The sequence below is a fragment of the Pseudoalteromonas distincta genome, assembly GCF_005877035.1.
In the GTDB taxonomy this organism is placed as follows: domain Bacteria; phylum Pseudomonadota; class Gammaproteobacteria; order Enterobacterales; family Alteromonadaceae; genus Pseudoalteromonas; species Pseudoalteromonas distincta.
On record NZ_CP040558.1, the window covers coordinates 595950 to 611707 of the forward strand.

The window sequence follows — 15758 nt, forward strand, 5'->3', positions numbered from 1 at the left end:
TATGTCGGGCTTTTTAATGTGTAGCTAAGTTTAACTACTAAAATTAGCTAGTCAGCTAAGAACTCTTTAAATACGGTTTCAAACTTGTGTAACTTAGGTGCTATTAAAATGCTACAGTAACCCTGCTGTGGGTTTTCGTTATAGTAATCTTGATGATAATGCTCTGCTGGATAATACGTAGTGGCAGGGCTGACTTCTGTCACAATTGGCTCAGCGACATGGCTTTGCAGTTGAGCTATCACTTCGTTGGTTTGCTTAAGTTGAGCTTCATCGTGATAGTAAACCACACTTCTATATTGTGTGCCTATATCGTTACCTTGGCGATTCAATTGTGTTGCATCATGCAGTGTGAAAAACATTGCTAAGAGTGTTTCAAAGCTAACTACAGTCGCGTCAAATTCAATTTTAACAACCTCAGCGTGACCGGTTGTGCCTGAGCATACAGAATCATATGTTGGGTTATTTGTTTCACCGCCGGTGTAGCCAGAGCTTACGGTTAGTACGCCATTTACACGTCTAAATGCAGCATCTATACACCAAAAACAGCCACCACCAAATGTTGCTACTTGCGTTGTTGAGCTCATAAGTATTCCTAAAATGTATATGGGGTTTAAAGGCGAGCATAAATTGTATGCGCCGCAACAACAAGGTTACGGCGCAATTAAGAGGCTAGATCTCTTCGAAAGGTTTTTCAGCGGCTTGTTTGTCTAATTTTTGCTGTAAAAATTCAGGTGATTGAGTGTTACGTGCAAGTGCATAATATGCAGCAGGTACAACAAAAAGAGTTAGTAGGGTCGATACAATAACCCCAGTAAACACGACTACACCTATCACCATACGGCTTTCAGCGCCCGGACCTGAAGCAAGTACTAAAGGTACCGAACTCATAACCGTAGTCAGTGAGGTCATAATAATAGGGCGCAAACGCTGAGTTGCTGCTTGCAAAATAGCTTCACTAAATTCAACGCCTTTATCGCGCAGTTGGTTAGTAAATTCTACAATCAAAATACCGTTTTTAGCACTTAGCCCTATGAGCATGACAATACCTATTTGGCTGTAAATATTTAAGGTAAGTCCTGTAGCCCAAAGTCCGAACATAGCGCCCATTAAACCAAGTGGTACGGTAAGCATAATGACGAACGGATGCATAAAGCTTTCAAACTGCGCTGCCAGTACTAAAAAGGTAACAGTGAGTGCAAGTATAAATACGTAGGTCATCGCTGATGCGCCTTCGTAATAAAGCTGCGACTCGCCTTTGTAATCTACGGCGCCATCTATATCGTTTTCTTGCGCGGCTACTTCGTTTAAAAAGTTAAGCGCTTGCTCAAGCGTATAACCGTCGGCTAAGTTGGCGCTTAATGTAATTGCGCGCATACGGTTGTATCGGTTTAAGCGCGATGCGGTTGCTTCTTCTTTTAAGCTGATAAGGCTATCAAGTGGGACTAGTTCACCGCTTCGTGATTTAAGGTATATATTTGAAATGTCAGTAGGGTTAGTAAAGTCTTCTTTCGTCCCTTTTAAAATTACATCGTATTCTTCACCACGGTCAATAAAGGTTGTAACACGGCGCTGGCCAAGCATTGTTTCAAGTGTACGGCCTACATCAGATACAGAAACGCCTAAATCAGCGGCCTTGTTTTTATCTATGCTGACTAAAAACTGCGGAAAGGTTTCTTTATAATCATGATCGATTCTTACTAAACCAGGGTTTTGCTCGGCACGCTTAATTATACGGTCACGCCAATCGGCAAGTTGAGCGTAATCATTACCTTGCAATACAAACTCAATAGGGCGAGATGAACCACCACCGCCAATACCACGGCGCATAATGGCAAATGCACGAACATCGGTAACTTCTTGCATTTTAACGCTTATTTCGTCCATTACTTCCCATGTTGAGCGTTTGCGCTTATCCCAATCGGCCATGCCAACAATTGCAACACCGCCGCTGCCACCCCAGCCAGGTACTCGAACAAGTACGCGACTTAGCTCACCTGCTTGCGAGTAAGGCATTAAGCGTTCTTCAATTTTAGCCATATTAGCGGCATTATTTTCATAACTTGCGCCCTCAGGGCCGCTCATCATAATAAAGAACGTGCCACGGTCTTCTTTTGGCGTTAGCTCAGAGGGAACTTGTAAAAACAATGAGTAACTAACAAAGCCCGCTAATAATAAGCTCACCATTAAGCCCCATTTACGGGTTATGTTAGTGGAGAGCGAATTACGGTAACTTACTTCAATTTTAGTAAACTGGCGGTCCATCCATTGGCTAAATTTATTTGGTTTGTCTGATACTTTAAGTACTTTAGAACACAAAGCTGGTGCAAGTGTAAGCGCTGTAACACTTGAGAAAAATACGGCAGCACTTACCGCCATTGCAAACTCAGTAAATAATGCCCCTATACGGCCATCCATAAACACCAATGGCACAAACACCGATATTAGTACAAGCGTGGTAGCTACTATGGCAAAACCAACTTCACGCGCACCTCTATATGCAGCTAGTAATGGCGGCTCACCTAGTTCAATACGACGGTGAATGTTTTCAAGCATTACAATGGCATCATCTACTACTAAACCAATAGCCAGTACTAAGGCAAGTAAAGTTAGTAAGTTGATTGAGTAACCCATTGCTAATAAAAACATAAAGCTACCAACAAGTGCGACCGGTACGGTAACCGCAGGAATAAGCGTTGCTCGTATATTGCCTAAAAACAAAAATATAACGAGTACGACTAAACCCATAGAGATGGCAAGTGTGCTATAAACTTCATTAATTGATTCTTTAATAAATACAGATGAATCGTAGCTGTCTTGAATTGTGGTGCCTTCAGGTAGGTTACGTTTTATTTTTTCAAGTTCACTGCGTGCGTTATCTACTACGGTAAGCGTGTTTGCTTTAGCTTGTTTTACAATTCCTAGGCCAATCATGTTGCGCCCGTTACCACGAAATAAGCTTTCGTCATCGGCAGCTTCTAATTTTACGTCGGCAACTTCACCTAAACGCACTAAATAACCTTCGTCACCGCGTTTAATAACAAGGTTTTTAAAATCGCGCTGATCTTTATAACTACGTGCAGTACGCACGGTAAAGTCACGATCTATTGATTCTATTTCGCCGGCAGGTAATTCAACGTTTTCTGTACGCAGTGTATTTTCAATATCGCTTGAGGTAATACCGCGTGCAGCCATTGCTTGGCGGTTTAGCCAAATTTTCATAGCGTATTGGCGCTCACCACCAATACGCACGTTAGATACACCATCTACGACGGCTAAGCGGTCAACGATAAAGCGCTGTGCGTAATCAGAGAGCTGTAACGAGTCCATTGTTTCACTGTTTAATACAAACCAGGCGATTGGGCTTTCATCACTATTTGATTTAGACACTTCTGGTGGGCGTACCTGATCGGGTAAACTATCAAGTGCACGTGCTACACGTTCACGTACATCGTTAGATGCAGCATCTATGTCGCGGTTAATATCAAACTCAATGGTAATGTTTGAGCGCCCATTACGGCTCGAAGAGTTAATACTTTTAATACCTTCAATACCGGAAATTCGATTTTCTATTATTTGCGTTATTTTGGTTTCTATAATTTCGGCAGAAGCACCTGTGTATTCAGTGCTGATATTTACTATTGGCGTTTCAATATCAGGGTACTCACGAAGTGGCAGCATAGTAAATGCAACCAGACCAAAAGTAAGAAGCAGTAAATTAATTACTATGGCAAAAACGGGGCGTTTAACGCTAGTATCAGTAATTTTCACGTATTACCCCTTTACGCTTACTTTACTACCAGAGCGAATTTTTATTAGCCCTTCAGTAACAATTTGCTCGCCATCATTTAAACCTTCATCGATAGCAACCCAGCCATTATTTCTGCCAGTAACATGCACTTCAACCTTATTGGCTACTCCGTCTTGAATTTGAAAAACAAAGTGTTTGTCTTGTAAAGGGATAACTGCTTTTTCTGGCACCATTAAAGCTTGGTTACTGCTTAGCTCAAGTGCTGTATTTAGTAACATACCAGGGCGAAGTAATCCTGATTTATTAGCAAAGCTTGCTGTAACTTCAACACTGCGTGTTACCGAATCAATACGCGAGCTAATATGCGTTACCTTGCCGTTAAATGTCTGCCCTGGGTAGGCATCGTTTTGGGTAAGTACTTTCATACCTATGTTTAATTGTGCTAAATATTTCTCAGGTACTTTGAAGTCAACTTTAATAATACTAATATCATCAAGTGTGGTGATTATTGTTGTGTTGCTTACGTAGGCACCAACTGATATTTCACGCTTACCTAACAGGCCTGAAAATGGCGCGGTAATAGTCATTTCATTTAACTTTGTTTTAGCGCTTTCTAGTTGAGCTTCAGTGGCATCAACACGAGATAATTGTTCTTCAAGTAATGACTTTGCCGTTGATTGCGAGCGTGAAAGTTCGGTAAGGCGATCTAACTGGCGTTTTTCCTCACGTAAGTTAATACCGAGTTCTTTAACTGCAAGTTGCTCTTGTTGGCTTTGTAACTGTACTAATTTTTGTCCTTTACTGACTAAGTCGCCATCTTTAAAATATATATCTGTGACATAATCGTTTTGCGCACTTTTTATATAAATAGCTTGGTTTGCACGTGCACTACCGATGGCCTCTATCATCACTGCGTTTTCCTCAGAGGTAACAGTATGAGCCGTTACTTGGGTAGACATTTGTGATGAATCGGCTTGTTCGCCGTGGCTAGCGGGTAAATATAAATAAACGCTAAATATTAGAAGTAACGTAATAATAAATGGAAAAAGTGCTTTACCTGATTGTCTTGAGTACATTGATTTCATACCTGAAAATGAATTGTAAGTATTGTACGAAATAAGACCGTGAAAAGACGGTTATGTATCTCATAAATTTGTGCGTTAAGCGTAAAAGTAAATAAGATTTATTCATTGTTCCTATTTTGTTGAGGAAAAAGCGGTAATGTATGAAATTTAAAACTAGCTGTAACTTATGTATAACAACAAGAAAGGTCATAATTTGGGGCATTATTATGTTTGTTTTTTATATGGTGTTTTACCGATATGGATAAATCTGACAATGTCATTAAGTTTCGGGCACAGGGCGCGCGAAACGCAATTGAGGTGATTGTTGTAGGTGCTATAGGCTTAGTCTTTATTATGTTATTTAATTTACTGAGGCCGGGTGAGATTAGCATACTTGAAATATTTTTAGTGAGCTTGTGCCTTGTGGCTATTTTTATTGGATTTTTAAAATCTCAAGAACCATACCATAGCCTTATATTAAGCGAATCTGAGCTCGTTTATTGCCACAAGTACGGAGCTTGGTGTATGCCTCATAGTAACTTTCATCACAGTGGAATACCCAAAGTAGAAGATGGCTTTGACTATTTAGAATTAAATGCGGTTGGCGTTAAGGTAAATGATATAGACGACTTTTTATCAAGCATAGCGCCTAGAATTGCAGGGAAATTATTAATAGAGCAGCGTAATTTATTTATGCAAGTTGTTCAAAAACATTGCAAAAATGGCAATTGCCCATCAGAATGGTTAATAGAAGATACACATTACACATCCCATAAAGGGATAAGCTATACTGGGCTTATAGCCATGTTTGCTAATAGAACTAAGCACCTTCAGCAGCTAACAGGTTACGATTTATTATTGCCTGCCAGCGTGTTAGATAGAGATATTTGGGCATTTAGTGCTAACTTAAATAAGTGGAAGCGCGAGCCTAGTCAGTTTATAGCGTCGCAGCTTAGTAATTAAGCTACGACTGTAGGAAAGAAAAATGAGTCAAGACAGAGCCTTTTTAAAAAGTGGTCGAAATACCATAATACATAAAGATAAAAAGCATGATTTAGTGATTGTAAACTCTGAAATTCATCCTCGAATTAAAGTAACGCAACATGGCCTGGAGCCATTTAAAGAAGAATTACCTAAAAACCGCCGTGATGCAAAAGAGCGTTATTTAGAAATGGTTTATGTAAGTAGCGCTGATGTATTTGGCGAAGAAAAGCAGTTGCTGTTTATTCAAGCTCTAGACGGGCGTGAATACAAAATAGATTACAGTAAAATCGGTACGAAGTTGTTTGTACGCATTCATCAAGATACATATATGTAGTACTTTAATGGCATCTTTATTGCTAGTGATTACACTATAGTAATTATTTGACATAATAAGGTGCTGCGTATGAAAGCGTTTGCTTTAATCCCCCTCATTTCGTGTGGTTTACTGAGTGCGTGTGGAGGCGGTGGCGGTGATAGCGATAATACAGTTGTTGAAACGTCTGTTAATGCTGGAGCCGATTTACAAATTATCGAAAAATCTGAATTTACCATCACAGCACAAGGTTCCCCCGCTGATGGTACGTTTTCATGGCAACAAGTTAGCGGCCCAAGCATAGAAGGTTTCCCCCTTGAAGGCGCTGAGCAAACACTTACTGCACCTGACGTAAAAACTGATAGTGAAATAATATTAAGAGTGAGCTATCAAAGTACAGGTAGTAGCGCTGTTAGTGACGACATTTCTATTTCAGTGAGCTCTAATAACCAACTACCTCTTGCTGTTGTTACACAAACATCTCCTGAAACACTTCCCTCTGTATACAAAGATACAGTGACTTTGAGTGCCCTAGAGTCGAGCGATCCTGATGATAATGGCCAAATTGATAGTTATTTGTGGCAATTGCTATCGGGTCCTGATTTAGATATTGAGAGTTTTAATGAATCAACTCTTAGTTTCTCTCATCCATTACTTGAAAGTAACGTGAATTTATCTTGGCAGCTAACTGTCACTGATGATGAAGGTGGCGAGGCGAGCACTCAATATTCAATGACACTCAACAAAACAAATGAGTTAGTGGATGCAAATGCAGGCGCAGATCAAAATGTCGAAGAGTTTGAGCAAGTAACGCTTGATGCAACGAATAGCGAAACCGTTACCGATACCTATAAGTGTGAATGGCAACAACTTACCGGTAATACCGAAACATTAAGCAATAGCGACCAATGTATAACGACATTTTTTGCCTCAGATGTTGATACTGAGTCTACATTGAGCTTTGAAGTCACGGTAACCGATTCAAAGGGGCGCACCGATACAGACTCTTTATTTGTTGATGTATCACCCAAAGCACTTGGACTCATCAACGATAGTGGTGTTGGTGAGTGTTATAACAATACTCAACGTATTAATTGTGAGAGTGATGACTTTCCAGCGCAAGATGCAGAGCTTGGACGCGATAGCTATGCAAACCGCTTAGATAAAGTTGGCAAAGGTAATTTAGCGTTTGATTACACTAAACTTAATGAGTTTGCTGATGAAGTTGGTGATGATAGTAGTGACTTTACCTGTATACGCGATAATGTTACTGGGCTTGTATGGGAGGTGAAAAGTGTGGCATCTGGCACGGTACCAAATACTTCGTTACGTGATGGTCAAAATCATTACTTTTGGGATGTAGGGAATACGACTTTTACCGATACCAGTACCGCCAATTCAACGTGTCCGGACAATACAAGTTGTGGAGTACAAAGTTATATAAACGAAGTTAATGATTTAGATTTTTGTGGTGGTACAAACTGGCGATTACCTACTTATACAGAGCTTTTGGGCTTAATTGATTACGGTAAACAAGGGCAAAGTATATTAATTGATGAGGCATTTTTTCCTAATATGCCAAGTGAAAGTGCATTAAGCCATTTACGTTACTGGACCTCTCAAACAGCAGCTGATGGTACCAGTTTATCGCAAGCGTATATCATTGATATGAGTGATGGTAACGACCTTGCTTATCCAAAAGAAAATACTGCTTATGTACGTTTAGTTAGAAGTCGTTAGGAGAAAATAATGAAATTAAAATTACTCTATGCACTAGCAACTATAAGCTTGAGCTTTAATATTGCAGCGGCGCAAACGTGCTACGACGGTGCAGATACCACAACACCGACAGATAGATTTACCATAAATGCAGATGGCACAGTGTCTGATAGCGAAACAGGCCTTATGTGGCAACGCTGTAGTTATGGGCAAACTTATAATACAGAGACACAACTTTGTGAAGGCTCAACACCTTCTCTTACTTGGCAAGAAGCACTTCGTGGTGCTAAAAATGATACAACCGCAGATTACGATGATTGGCAAATGCCTAACATTAAAGAATTGGCGAGTATTTTAGAGCACAGTTGCACAGAGCCGAGTATTAATGAAAACGTATTTTTGGGCACTAAGCTTCAAAACTATTGGTCAAATACATCGGGTGTAAGCACAATGAGCTCAGCGTGGGTTTATCAATTTGATAGTGGGTTGAATAGCTTACATGCTAAAACCAGTAACGTGTATTTACGATTAGTGCGCTACGAAGAGTAAAATGCATACTAAGATTAGACAGACAAAAGTGCAGCCTTAAAACAGCTGCACTTTTTTGTTTTACATAAATTTACGTTATTTCAATAATAAAGCGCTTACAACGTTGTCACTCAGCGCATTTTTTTGCCATTATAGGCCGTGATTTAATTACGAAGGAACATCACGGTGTATTTAAGCTATTTTGGCCTGAACGAAAAACCTTTTTCGATTTCGCCCAACCCTCATTACTTATTTTTAAGTGAACGACATAAAGAAGCCTTAGCACACCTTACCTATGGATTAGGTGAAGACGGTGGTTTTGTATTATTAACAGGTGAAGTAGGTACAGGTAAAACTACTATTACCCGCAGTATGTTAGAGCAGCTCCCTGAAAACACTCAAGTAGCGATGATCCATAACCCAGCGCTTTCAGAGCTGGAGTTATTAGCCAGTATTTGTGATGAGCTCAATATTAGTTACGATGTTAATAATGCGACGCTTAAAAGTCTTACCGATATTATAAAAAAGCATTTAGAGACTAATAATAAATCGGGCGGGCACACTATACTTATTATCGACGAAGCACAATTACTTGCCCCTAACGTGCTTGAGCAATTACGTTTGCTGACAAATATAGAAACCGATCATAAAAAATTATTACAAATAGTGTTGGTTGGTCAACCTGAGCTGCAAGACCTTTTGAAGCGCAACGAATTAAGGCAACTTGCCCAGAGGATAACGGCTCGTTACCATTTATTACCACTTACGCAAGGCCAAACAGTCGCTTACATAAAGCATCGGTTACATATTGCAGGGTGTGATAAAGGAATCTTTTCGATGGATGCCATGCAAGCTGTTCATCAATTAACTGGCGGTGTGCCACGATTAATGAACTTGGTCTGTGAGCGTGCTTTAGTTGGGACTTTTGCAAAACAGCAGTTGATAGTTGATAGCGATATAATAAAAAAATCAGCCCATGAGTCATTACCGATGGACTTTGTAGTACCGGTTAACGAAGCTAACAAAGCAACGTCATTTGTACCCTATAGCCTTGCATTCGCTGCTTTATTTGCCGTAGGCATTGGTCTTTCATTTATTTTATAGTTAGGTAAGTTATGTCTTATTTATTAGATGCGCTAAAGCAGTCGCAGCAATCAGATATGAGTGCTGAACAGTACGACTTACAATCTGAGCAGTTAAAGCAACAGCAAGCACTTAAGCGTTATAGACGATTAGCATTAGTATTTGGTACAAGCTTAGCTGCTTTTATTGCGGTAGCGGGTGGCTTTACCGCCGGAAAGTGGTTTCAAAGTACAACTTTATTAAACGCAGCGGGACCCGCTGTAATTAAGGTGGTGGAAAGCGAAAAATCATCGCCTAACAAAGACGTTAAAGAAGAAGATGCTGAAGCTGAAGCTGAAGCTGAAAAACAGCAAGTAGCTAAGTTGGAGCCTGCTAAAGTAGCTCCAACAAATACTGCAACGATTGAAGGGCAACTTGTGCATGTGCAAACCCCCAATGGTGTACAGCAAATGTTATTAACCCCAAATGGTCAGTATATTCCTATGCCGTCGAGCCAGGTCACGAGCGCAGCAGGTTATAATCAGCAAAACATGCAACAAGTAATGCCTGTTCAAAATTATAATCAGCCAGCGTTTAACCCACAAAGTAATTACAATCCAAACAATCCAAACAATGCACAAAACACTGCGGTATTTGGGCAAAATCAAAATACCGCATCGGCTCAACTTGATATGAGTAAATATAAAGTATTGGGTAAGCCAATTAATGGCAGCACCCAATCCCAACAGACGAGTGACCCTGAGCTTGATGCCGTGCCTACAACTCTTAAAAATGCATTTGCGCAAGCTATACAAGATGTCGAAAAAAACCAAGATTATGAAGTTACTCAAGCGTCAAAAACGTCATCACGTGTTGAGCCTGTAGAGTTACTACCAGATGGTTTGCAATCAATGTTACCTAGTATTAAATATCAAGCGCATATATATTCATCGAGTGCTGATAAACGCTGGATCAAGCTAAATGGCCGAGAATTACATGAAGGAGAAAGCATAGGTGCTCTAACAGTCACAGAAATTACACCTGAGCAAAGTGTGCTAGATTTTGATGGTTATGAGTTTAGCTTAAAAGCTTTGCAAGACTGGCCGCAGTAAGCGCTTAGTTATCATGTTGAGAGCTCGGTAGAATACCGAGCTCTCAATAGTGCTTAGGATAATATTGAATTTTTATAAAAGCGTTCTAAATCAATATTATATTCTTTAGGTTTAACCGCTGACTCAAGAGTGTCTACAGTTTTTTTATTAGATAAATCAATATCTTTTACTTCGGTGTAGCGGCTATGCTTAGCGCTGTAAAATGTTTTAACGACAGGTTTTAGTGGTGCCCCCGGATTACTCTCGGTGACCAAACCTACTCTTTGGCTCGATAACCTTACAAGCGTTCCTACCGGATGGATGCCAATACATTGAATAAATTTATTAAGCAGCACAGGATCAAAGCTATCTGGGCACCCGTCTTTTAATATTTTAAACGCCTTTATTGGCTCCATGCCTGCTTTATAAACACGTTCTGCGGTAAGTGCATCATAAACATCTACAATTGACGCCATACGCACATACTGACTTATCTCGTCACCTTTTTTACCAAACGGGTAGCCTTTACCATCGAGTCTTTCGTGGTGCATACCTGCAATGTCTACCGCGATCCCTGTTAACCCAGAATCTTCTAATATCTCTTTACTGAAAAGCGAATGCATTTTCATTATTTTAAATTCGTCGTCTGTAAAGCGCCCAGGTTTGTTTAGCACTTCATCAGGGATTTTTATTTTACCAATGTCGTGTAATAGTGCGCCGGTAGTCAGCTCAACAATAGTATCTTTCTCTATATTTAAGTGTTTTGCAAAAATACCCATTAATATTGATACATTAATTGAGTGCTCAAGTAGGTAGGCATCTTTTTGGCGCATTTGGGTAAGGCAGGCTAGGGCATCTTGATTTCTAAAAACAGAATCCATAAAACCACTTGCCAGTTCTCTAAACGGCGCTATATCTATATCACGGCCAGCTTTTATATCTTTAAATGCTTTTATTTGCAGTGTTTTTGCTTCGTCATAAAGCTTTTTTGCTTTTCCCATTTCTTGCTCAGCGCTGTTTATTTTTTGCCAAGGATCACGCTTTATTTTTGTTGTAGGTGTAGCGATAGGATCTTTTTCAGGGACTGAATCAATGAGGGTTTTATCTGGGTCGATTTCTACTTCTAAAATACCTGCTTTTATTAGGTTATTAATACCAGCTTGAGTTTTAACCCAGCCTTGGTTTTTAATTTTAATACTGCCAGTTTGTTTGGTAACGCTTTGCACAAACATACCTGGGACTAACTTAGTAATAGGAATGGTTTTCAATTTCACGGCTTCAGTTGTTAATCTACTTTTAAACTAACAAACTTATACGTAACGACCAAATAAAAAAGGCACTTTACAGTGCCTTATTTTATTTTTTAGTGAAAAACTATTAGCTTAATTATTCATCATCTTCAACAAGCGTCATTAGCGAGGTATTACCGCCTGATGCTGTTGTATCAATACTAATTGTTTTTTCAGTAATTAAGCGCTTGATTAATGTATCGTAATACTCAGAGCTAATTACCGGTAAAATTGCGCCTTTACGCTGTGCAAGCTGTTGGCTGAAGTAGCCTAAACGAGACGAGCGAGCGGCAACTACCGCACCAGCTAAATGAGGGTGAGCTAAGATAGCTTGTAACTGATTAGGTTTAGCTACTTGGAAAACACCTTCAGCAACACCTGTAGAGATAAATTTATCTTTAAAGGCAACAGCTTCATCGTAAAACAGCTCAGACGCTACAGTAATTACCGTATTACCTGCGGCAATAGCGGTAATGATAGACAATGCCCAGAAGTTAAATGATGTGCTCTTATCTGCATAACACACTACACAACCACGCGCTTCTAGATGAAGTGTATTAGACTCACCCGTTGGCCCTGGCAGGGTAGTAAATTTACGCATGTGCTTTTCAAGGCGGTTAAGCTGTGCACGAGCTTCTGATAATGTTAATGCTAAATCGTCTGCTAAATCGTCGATAATTTCTACCGTCGCGATTTTAGCAAGCAACTGACGCACAGCTGAAACACGGTCGTTTAGTGGTGTTGCACGCCAGATTTTTTCATCGCGCATTGAGTTAGCCATTAGCTTTTTAACTTGCTCATTTGCACCGCTATAGTGGTGTAAATCAAGCTCATCTGGCGTCAGGTTTGTCATTTGCACGTTATCTGGTGATGCCTTTTCTTTTACTAAACGTTGAAGGTAGTTAGGGCCACCGGCTTTAGGGCCAGTACCTGATAAACCACGGCCACCAAATGGTTGCACACCAACAATAGCACCAATCATGTTTCGGTTAATGTAAACATTACCTGCACGTGACATTTTAGCAAGGTACTCACAGCGCTCTTCAATACGTGAATGTACACCCATTGTTAAGCCATAACCTGTGTTATTAATTTGATCCATCACATCATCAAGTTCGCTTGATTTAAAGCGAACAATATGAACACATGGGCCAAATACTTCACGCTTAAGTACTGATAAATCTTTGATTTCGTATAAACGAGGTGCAAAAAAGTATGCGCCATTTTGAGTGTTATCCGGGATTTTACACTCGTAATGAAGTATAGAATTACCTTTTAAGTACTCAACGTGCTCGTTTAAGTTTTTAAGTGCTTTTTCATCAATTACCGGACCAACATCAGTTGATAGTAACGATGGGTCGCCAATGTGTAGCTCAGCTAGGGCACCTTTAAGCATTTCGATAATGCCATCTGCTACGTCATCTTGAATGAATAAAACACGAAGAGCAGAACAACGTTGCCCAGCACTTTGAAAACCAGAACTGATCACATCGTCAACTACTTGCTCAGGAAGCGCCGTTGAGTCAACAATCATACAGTTTTGGCCACCTGTTTCTGCAATTAACGGTACTTGAATATCGTTACGTGCAGCAAGTGTTTGAGAAATTAATGTGCCTGTTTCAGTAGAGCCTGTAAACATAACCGCTTGAATGCGTTCATCAGGAACAATTGTTTTGCCTACTTCAGAACCACGAGCAATAACCGGTTGAACAACATGCTCAGGTAAACCAACAGACAGCATTAGTTCAATAGCACGAAGGGCGATTAAACTTGTTTGCTCAGCAGGCTTTGCAATTACAGTGTTACCTGTAACAATCGCAGCGGCAACTTGGCCTAAGAATATTGCAAGCGGGAAGTTCCACGGGCTAATACATAAAATAACGCCACGGGCTTCAAAACGCTCATCTTGCGATAGCTCCTCAGCGCGCGCCGCGTAGTAACGGCAAAAATCAACCGCTTCACGTACTTCATCAATACCATCTTGAGCTACTTTACCTGCTTCTTTAATACAAATGGCAACAAGTTCGTCGTGATGACGCTCTAAAATGTCAGCAACGCGACGCAGTAAGTTAGCTCGCTCTCTTACTGGTGTTTGTGACCAGGATTCAAGTGCGGCTTCTGCGTTAGCTAGTAATACTTTCATCTCTTCGCCAGTTTGCAATTTAACGTGGCCGATGATTTCTTTGTGATTTGCTGGGTTTTTAACAGCTAATGAGCCTTCAGGTACTTGGCTTTGCTCAATTAAGTGCTCGTTAAACCATGTTTCAAGATTCTCTTTGAAAGGGGTAATAACGTTAATGTCGGTTAAATCCATGCCTTTAGAGTTAGCACGTTCTTCACCGTATAAATCAATTGGCATTTTGATTTGCGTATTGTACTTGTTACGCAATCCTTGCAATGTTTCTACAGGGTCTGGAAGTAATGATTCAACAGGTTTTGTTGTATCTACAATGGCGTTTACAAATGATGAGTTAGCACCATTTTCTAATAAACGACGAACAAGGTACGCAAGGAGGTCTTCGTGTTGACCAACTGGGGCATATACGCGGCACTGAATTTTCTCTTCGTTAACGATTTGGTCGAATAATGACTCACCCATACCGTGCAAACGCTGAAATTCGAAACCTGTGTTGTCGCCTTTTGCTACTTCTAAAATAGTCGCGGCAGTGTAAGCGTTATGTGTAGCAAATTGCGGATAAAGCACATCGCGCGCTTCAAGCATTTTAATAGCACACGCTTTGTAAGAAACGTCTGTTGTTGCTTTACGGGTAAATACTGGGTAATGATCTAAACCATCTTGCTGTGTGGTTTTGATTTCAGTATCCCAGTATGCGCCTTTTACTAGACGTACCATCATCTTGCGCCCAACGCGGGTTGCAAGGTCAGTTAGCCATTCAATTACAAAAATAGCGCGTTTTTGATAGGCTTGAACCGCTAAGCCAAACCCTTGCCAATCACCAAGATCTTCATCACTGAATACCGCTTCAATTACATCTAATGAAATATCTAAACGGTCTGCTTCTTCTGCATCAACGGTAAAGCCGATATCGTATTTTTTAGCGGCAAGAGCAAGTTCTTTTAACTTAGGGACTATTTCTTCCATCACACGGTCTTTATGAGTGAACTCATAGCGCGGATGAATAGCAGAAAGCTTAACTGAAATGCCAGGGCTCTTAATTGGACCACGACCATTGGCCGCTTTACCAATTGAGTGTATAGCATTCATGTAGCTGTCAAAGTAACGCTTCGCATCTTTCATTGTGCGCGCGCCTTCGCCTAGCATATCGTAAGAATACACATAACCTTTTTGCTCTGTTTCGGCAGCACGTTCAATTGCTTCGTCAATGGTACGACCCATTACGAATTGCTTGCCCATAATTTTCATAGCAAAGTTTACAGACTTACGAATAACTGGCTCACCTAAACGACCAATGGTCTTTTTAAGCATGCCGAACTGTTGTTCTTTAGTTTTGTCTGTGTAGTTAACCATTTTACCGGTAACTAATAATCCCCAAGAAGACGCGTTTACAAATAAAGAATCGCTGCTTCCTAAATGAGAGCTCCAATCACCTTTGGCTAACTTGTCACGAATAAGTACATCTTGAGTTGCTTTATCTGGTACGCGAAGCAGTGCTTCGGCCAAACACATTAATACAACGCCTTCTTCACTAGAGAGTGAAAATTCATTTAAAAGCGCATCAACACCGCCTTGCCCATCTTGCTCTTTACGAATGTTCAAAACAATCTGGCGGGCTCTTTCCCAGGCACGACTTCGTGCTTTTACGCCTACTTCTGCAAGTGGTAAAATATGATCAATAACTGCATTTTCATCTATGCGGTAAAAGTCACGGATTCTTTGTCTGATAGGACAAGTAGTAGTTAAATCGCCGTTGAATAACATAAGCAACCCTCAGGATGTTAAGAATTAAAGTAAAATTAATTACCAATAAATTACCAGTG

Annotated in this window: 11 protein-coding genes; 6 read left to right on the plus strand and 5 right to left on the minus strand. The window is 40.3% G+C overall.

Annotated elements, in window-relative coordinates:
* Positions 1–47: 47 nt before the first annotated feature.
* The 3 genes from msrA to FFU37_RS02675 form a co-directional block, all read right to left on the minus strand.
* Positions 48–584: a peptide-methionine (S)-S-oxide reductase MsrA gene (gene msrA / locus FFU37_RS02665; RefSeq protein WP_002958750.1), complete on the minus strand. Its 537-nt coding sequence runs from the start codon at positions 582–584 to the stop codon at positions 48–50.
* 85 nt (positions 585–669) lie between these two features.
* Positions 670–3768, minus strand: a complete 3099-nt coding sequence (locus FFU37_RS02670) for an efflux RND transporter permease subunit (protein ID WP_138488657.1) — start codon at positions 3766–3768, stop codon at positions 670–672.
* A gap of 3 nt (positions 3769–3771) precedes the next feature.
* Positions 3772–4824 (minus strand): efflux RND transporter periplasmic adaptor subunit, encoded by a 1053-nt coding sequence (locus tag FFU37_RS02675; protein ID WP_138488658.1) that lies wholly within the window; start codon positions 4822–4824, stop codon positions 3772–3774.
* A 246-nt stretch (positions 4825–5070) separates the two neighbouring features.
* Here FFU37_RS02675 and FFU37_RS02680 point away from each other — a divergent pair, with 246 nt between their 5' ends.
* From FFU37_RS02680 to FFU37_RS02705, 6 genes are all read left to right on the plus strand, one after another.
* Entirely contained in the window at positions 5071–5775 is a 705-nt protein-coding gene (locus FFU37_RS02680; RefSeq protein WP_002958747.1) for a DUF2982 domain-containing protein, read from the plus strand.
* A gap of 22 nt (positions 5776–5797) precedes the next feature.
* Complete coding sequence (locus FFU37_RS02685; protein ID WP_002958746.1) at positions 5798–6130, plus strand: hypothetical protein; 333 nt, start codon at positions 5798–5800, stop codon at positions 6128–6130.
* A gap of 69 nt (positions 6131–6199) precedes the next feature.
* On the plus strand, positions 6200–7849 hold the full coding sequence (locus tag FFU37_RS02690; RefSeq protein WP_138488659.1) for an Lcl C-terminal domain-containing protein: 1650 nt from the start codon (positions 6200–6202) through the stop codon (positions 7847–7849).
* Between the two features lie 9 nt (positions 7850–7858).
* Positions 7859–8377 (plus strand): Lcl C-terminal domain-containing protein, encoded by a 519-nt coding sequence (locus FFU37_RS02695; protein ID WP_039484834.1) that lies wholly within the window; start codon positions 7859–7861, stop codon positions 8375–8377.
* A 165-nt stretch (positions 8378–8542) separates the two neighbouring features.
* Positions 8543–9460 carry an ExeA family protein gene (locus tag FFU37_RS02700; protein ID WP_138488660.1) on the plus strand — a complete coding sequence of 306 codons (918 nt, stop codon included), beginning with the start codon at positions 8543–8545 and terminating at the stop codon, positions 9458–9460.
* A gap of 11 nt (positions 9461–9471) precedes the next feature.
* Positions 9472–10530, plus strand: coding sequence for a general secretion pathway protein GspB (locus FFU37_RS02705; protein WP_138488661.1), 1059 nt, complete (start codon positions 9472–9474; stop codon positions 10528–10530).
* Between the two features lie 53 nt (positions 10531–10583).
* On the opposite strand, the gene FFU37_RS02710 is transcribed toward FFU37_RS02705, so the two are convergent.
* Positions 10584–11777 (minus strand): cyclic di-GMP phosphodiesterase, encoded by a 1194-nt coding sequence (locus FFU37_RS02710; protein ID WP_002958741.1) that lies wholly within the window; start codon positions 11775–11777, stop codon positions 10584–10586.
* A gap of 118 nt (positions 11778–11895) precedes the next feature.
* Positions 11896–15699: a bifunctional proline dehydrogenase/L-glutamate gamma-semialdehyde dehydrogenase PutA gene (gene putA, locus FFU37_RS02715; protein ID WP_024596881.1), complete on the minus strand. Its 3804-nt coding sequence runs from the start codon at positions 15697–15699 to the stop codon at positions 11896–11898.
* Positions 15700–15758: the final 59 nt, after the last annotated feature.

Excerpts from the sequence above, each read along its gene's own strand:
- FFU37_RS02695 (WP_039484834.1), top strand. The coding sequence starts at position 7,859 with ATGAAATTAAAATTACTCTATGCACTAGCAACTATAAGCTTGAGCTTT.
- FFU37_RS02705 (WP_138488661.1), top strand. The coding sequence starts at position 9,472 with ATGTCTTATTTATTAGATGCGCTAAAGCAGTCGCAGCAATCAGATATG.
- putA (WP_024596881.1), bottom strand. The coding sequence starts at position 15,699 with ATGTTATTCAACGGCGATTTAACTACTACTTGTCCTATCAGACAAAGA.
- msrA (WP_002958750.1), bottom strand. The coding sequence starts at position 584 with ATGAGCTCAACAACGCAAGTAGCAACATTTGGTGGTGGCTGTTTTTGG.
- FFU37_RS02675 (WP_138488658.1), bottom strand. The coding sequence starts at position 4,824 with ATGTACTCAAGACAATCAGGTAAAGCACTTTTTCCATTTATTATTACG.
- FFU37_RS02685 (WP_002958746.1), top strand. The coding sequence starts at position 5,798 with ATGAGTCAAGACAGAGCCTTTTTAAAAAGTGGTCGAAATACCATAATA.
- FFU37_RS02680 (WP_002958747.1), top strand. The coding sequence starts at position 5,071 with ATGGATAAATCTGACAATGTCATTAAGTTTCGGGCACAGGGCGCGCGA.
- FFU37_RS02690 (WP_138488659.1), top strand. The coding sequence starts at position 6,200 with ATGAAAGCGTTTGCTTTAATCCCCCTCATTTCGTGTGGTTTACTGAGT.